Source organism: uncultured Campylobacter sp., assembly GCF_937997465.1.
Taxonomy (GTDB): Bacteria; Campylobacterota; Campylobacteria; order Campylobacterales; family Campylobacteraceae; genus Campylobacter_A.
This window is the reverse complement of record NZ_CALKTQ010000210.1, coordinates 1-4,131: the sequence shown is the minus strand read 5'-3', so window position 1 is coordinate 4,131 and position 4,131 is coordinate 1. Positions and strand designations below refer to the sequence as shown.

Sequence of the window (4,131 nt, the reverse complement as noted above, 5' to 3'; positions counted from 1 at the left end):
GCTCAATTTTGCTTCAAAACTCGAAAAATCATCTCGCGATACTTCGCCTTATCGTCTTACGTTCAAATTTATAAATTTCAACCTCAAATTTGACTCACCGAGACCCGCACCCTGAAAATGTCAAATTTTATTCAAACTAGCGACGCTTTGCGCCAGCAAAGCCGTGTCGCCACCTCTCACGTCGTAGGGGTTGGGGGGGGATTGTTAAAGGGGAAGGGAGCGACTTCGTAATTCAAGCCCCTTCCCCCTTAACAAACAAAAGCTAGTTTTATTAAGATCAACCCAAATTTTTGCTAAAATCATACTCAAATTTTACTAAAGGAAAGCCAAAAATGATACTTTGCGAGGACGATTATCCGAGGATTTTGGATCAAATTTGCGACTATTTGACCGCGGGCGAGGTGGAGCTTAGCTTCGTTGACGCCGAGGAGATGAAGGAGATAAACGTCCGCCAGCGCGGCATCTACGAGACTACGGACGTGCTGAGCTTCCCGCTTGAGATGCAGCTGCACGCGCCGCTTGGCTGTATAGTGATAAACACTGAGCTAGTCGCAGCCAAAGCCGCCGAGCTAGGTCACTGCGAGGATGACGAGACGGCGCTGCTTTTCACGCACGGGCTACTTCACGTGCTAGGCTACGATCATGAGAGCGACGCGGGCGAGATGAGGGCCAAAGAGTGCGAAGTGATCGAGAAATTTAACCTGCCAAAGAGTCTCATCGTGCGAACGCAGGACGCTGGCGATGAGTGAGCTAAATTTGACGCGCAAGGCGCTGGACGATGAGCTGGCGGATTTGCCTGAAAACGTCAAGCTCGACGACGGTGAGGTGGTGCTATATAAATATTTATGCTCTATTAGATTTTTTTGCGTGTTGAAAATTATTGCTTTTACCTTATGTGTGTGGGCTTCATGCGCCTTATTTTTAGAGAGCGGAACGCTTATGAAAATAGGCTGGGTGATTTTTGTTATCGCTTTGTTGGTGGCAATATATTACGAGCTTATGAACTTTATCCACGAGGGATTTTACGTGACAAATAAACATTTGATCACTTATAACGGTAGAAAAATAAATTTGAATGATATATGGTTTTTTAAGGGCGGTTCTGCTGTTTATCGTGAAATTTGTTTTTATAAAAACAAAAACAAATTTATACAAGAGTGTTCATATTCCAACAAAGACGATGATTTGGATGGCTTTTTGACGGCTTTGTATGAGGTTTCGGGCAATAGATATATTTTACAGTTCGGTTCTGAAAAAAATTAATGCAAACGCTTTAAAATCTAACGGTGTGACATTTATAAAATTAATTCAGGAGTAGCTGAATTTGGCTCCTTTCGCGTCAAATTTATAAACTAAATTCGCCTTGGACGGTAAAATTCGACATTCGTCTCGTCGCAAATTTTATAAAGTTGAGTCGCATAAATTTTATCTCAAAACACATCCCGCAAAGCCGTAAATTTATCGCCGAAATGTTCAAATTTGCAAAATAAAGAGCAAGCGCAGTCAAAACCAAAGTAACGAAAAGTTAAATCTAACGGAGTAAATCGCCGTTCGTGTGCGTCGCCTTCACCGCGTAAAACCGCCGCCGGTAACGCGCTCATCATTACTTAAATCATAGAGCGAATTTGTCGCTTATGCGCGCCGCTTAACTTAAACAAATATTCGGCTGCGCATTTCGCTGCGCCCGAAATATCAGCCTTTAAAATCTAAAATCATCCGCCGCCGCGCTCAAATTTCCTTAAATTTGCCGCGCGCAGTGGTTAGATATTTAATAATTTTGGCTAAATTTACGAAATGTTTTATGTTTTATCATCTTTGATCATCATTTTTATGAATTACGTTTCTTATCGCGGGCTTTTTGCCGATGCCGCGCTCAGGCCGCTTGCCGCGCATAAAAGGGCGCTCGGGCTATTTTTCCTGACGCTTGCCATGGGCGGCGTCGCGCTTGCTTTTTCGCTGCGGTTTAACTTTTTGGGACCGAGCCTTCGCATCGCCTGTTCGCTGATGCTGGCGCTGACGTTTATTATCTTTTCGTTCGTGCTTTTTGCGAACGTCGTCGCGCTCGCGGTTCGCCCCGTAACCAAGCGCGCGTTTAGCGAGAGCAGGCGTAAATTTTTGCGCCTATATCTTGACGTCACGATACTTATCTTGGCGTTTAGCTACTTTTTTAAAGGTATCTTTAACGCCGTAAAATTGCCCGAAGTAAAAGAGCAAGATATCGAGCTAAAGGGGCTAAAGGGCGAGCTAAAGATCGCGGTTTTAACGGATATTCATCTGGGCGATTTTTTGGGAGCGGACTTTGCGCGGGCGGTAACCGGGCGCGTAAACGAGCTGGATGCCGACGCGGTCGCGATCGTGGGCGACATCGCGGATCTACCGCCGCACCGTTTGGCCGAGTTTATCGCGCCGTTTAACGAGCTAAAGAGCAAATACGGCACCTTTTACGTGCCGGGCAACCACGAGTACTATAACGGCATCGACGGCACGATAAAAGCGATCCGCGAGACGACGAATTTTAAAATTTTAGGCAACGAAAACGTGCGAGTCGGCGGGGTAAATTTAGCCGGCGTTTATGATATCATCGGTTTAAGGTTTAAAGCGTACGAGCCCGATCTAGTCGCGGCTCTGGACGGTCGCGACGTAAATTTGCCTACTGTTTTGCTCGCTCATCAGCCTAAGTTTTTAAAATACATGGACGAAAACGCGCCCGTGGATCTGGTCGTGAGCGGACACACGCACGGCGGACAGATTTTCCCGTTTTCTCTGCTGGTAAGGCTCGATCAAAAATACGTCGCCGGGCTATACCGCGCGAACAAAAAAACGCAAATTTACGTTAGCCGCGGAGCTGGATTTTGGGGGCCGCCGGTGCGCGTGATGGCGCCTAGCGAGATTTCGTTATTAAGACTAAAAGGAGAGGTATGAGGGGAGTTATTTCTAGGATATTCGGGTTTGTAGCGGCGGTTAAATTTCCGAGATTTTTGCAAACATTTATCAACGAAAAATACGTAAGCGGCTTTAAAATCGACATGGGCGAGTTTAAAGAGCCAAAGGAGTACGAGAGCCTCACGGCGCTTTTTACCCGCGAGCTACAGCGTCCGCGAAATTTTGACGTTTCGCCGCAGGCTTTCATCAGCCCTAGCGACGGTACGTGCCTAGAGCGCGGAGCGAGCAAGGAGCTAAAGGCGATCAGCGTCAAGGGGCATGAGTACGGTATCGCAGAGCTTCTTGGAGACAGTATGGACCGCAGTGAGCGAGACGCCGAGCTAGAGTATGTAAATATCTACCTCAGCCCGCGCGACTATCACCGCTACCACGCGCCTTGCGATATGAGGATATTATCCGCGCTATACGTGCCTGGCGAGCTATATAGCGTGGCCGTCAGCACGCTGCTAAAGGTGCCAAATCTTTACGCTAAAAACGAGCGCGTGGTGCTAAAATGCGAGCTTGCAAGCGGCAAAAAGATGTGGCTGGTTTTTGTCGGCGCGCTAAACGTGGGCAAGATGAAATTTGACTTTGACGCGCGCATACAGACTAACGCCTGCGCCGGAAACGTCGCGCTCTACGAATACGAAAATTTAAGTGCAAAAAAGGGCGAGCAGCTGGGGATGTTTGAGCTGGGCTCGACGATCCTCATCCTTAGCGAGCAGGGCGCGGTCAAATTTGATCTAGCGGCCGAGCAAAAGCTAAAATACGGCGACAAAATAGGAACTATCAACTAAGGAGGCGCAATGGGAACGCAGCTAGTCGAACAAAACGAGCTAAAAGAGACGCTAGAACTAAAAGAGCGTATCGAAAACAACACGGTGGTCGAACTCTGGGAAAACAGCGAGGACTACGAGCGCCTGGCGAGCGCGACGCGCAAGACTATGCGCTACATCAACGACGAGCAGATAAAGAGCTTTGCCGATGCGCTAAATCAAACGAACGAAAAGATCTTAAATTTGACCTTCGAGGGCGTGAAAAAGCATCACGAAAAGAAATTTGAGCAGATCAGAAAAAAGCAAAAACTCTACGTCGCTTCGGCTTTTGCCATCGGCGTTTTGGTTGGCACTGTTTGCGTCTGGGCGGCGTTTAGGATCTTTGCGGGCTAGATTTGTTTTGGGGCTAGGTCGCTTGCGATGCTTGCGTGAT

At 47.5% G+C, this 4,131-nt stretch carries 5 protein-coding genes; all 5 read left to right on the top strand.

Features of this window, described 5'->3' with window-relative positions; genetic code table 11:
- The first annotated feature begins 332 nt into the window (after positions 1-332).
- A complete protein-coding gene (ybeY, locus tag Q0546_RS06995; RefSeq protein ID WP_298791689.1) occupies positions 333-749 on the top strand; it encodes an rRNA maturation RNase YbeY in 417 nt (138 codons plus the stop codon).
- Positions 742-1,263, top strand: a complete 522-nt coding sequence (locus Q0546_RS06990) for a hypothetical protein (protein WP_298791687.1) — start codon at positions 742-744, stop codon at positions 1,261-1,263. The genes ybeY and Q0546_RS06990 overlap by 8 nt, the downstream gene beginning before the upstream one ends.
- Before the next feature lie 567 nt (positions 1,264-1,830).
- The gene (locus tag Q0546_RS06985) at positions 1,831-2,922 is read left to right on the top strand and encodes a metallophosphoesterase (protein ID WP_298791685.1); all 1,092 of its coding nucleotides are present in this window, start codon (positions 1,831-1,833) and stop codon (positions 2,920-2,922) included.
- Entirely contained in the window at positions 2,919-3,719 is an 801-nt protein-coding gene (locus Q0546_RS06980) for a phosphatidylserine decarboxylase (protein ID WP_298791683.1), read from the top strand. The genes Q0546_RS06985 and Q0546_RS06980 overlap by 4 nt, the downstream gene beginning before the upstream one ends.
- A 9-nt stretch (positions 3,720-3,728) precedes the next feature.
- Positions 3,729-4,091: a hypothetical protein gene (locus tag Q0546_RS06975; protein WP_298791682.1), complete on the top strand. Its 363-nt coding sequence runs from the start codon at positions 3,729-3,731 to the stop codon at positions 4,089-4,091.
- Positions 4,092-4,131 lie beyond the last annotated feature (40 nt).